Annotated in this window: 1 protein-coding gene; it reads left to right on the top strand. The window is 73.3% G+C overall.

Going from position 1 to position 430, the window contains the following annotated elements:
- A partial coding sequence (locus B2Y21_RS05915; RefSeq protein WP_292057897.1) for a PD-(D/E)XK nuclease family protein occupies positions 1-430 on the top strand: 430 nt, incomplete at both ends.

Below are 430 nucleotides of genomic sequence, written 5' to 3'. Positions count from 1 at the left end.
CCGGGCGCCGGGCTAGGCCGATTCCGGCGCGGCGACCTGATCCACCGCCTGCTGGAGCGCCTGCCCGATCTGCCGTCGCCCGACCGCCCCGACGCCGCGCACCGGATGCTGGCGCGCGAGCGCGACCTGACCGAGGACCAGCGCGCCGAGATGATCGCCGCCGCCTTCGGCGTGCTGGACGACGCCCGCTTCGCCCCCGTCTTCGGCCCCGGCAGCCGCGCCGAGGTCGCCCTGACCGGGACCGCGCCCGACTTGCCGTCCGGCGTGTCCATCTCGGGCCGCATCGACCGGCTGGTGGTCACGCCCGAGCGGGTGTTGGTGGTGGATTTCAAGTCCAACCGCCCGGCGCCCGATCAGGTGGAGAACGCCGATCCTGCCTATATTCTGCAGATGGCCATCTACGCCGCCATCCTGCGCCGCCTCTATCCCG

This window comes from Brevundimonas sp. UBA5936 (assembly GCA_002430835.1).
Lineage (GTDB): Bacteria > Pseudomonadota > Alphaproteobacteria > Caulobacterales > Caulobacteraceae > Brevundimonas.
This window is presented reverse-complemented; position numbering and strand designations above follow the sequence as displayed.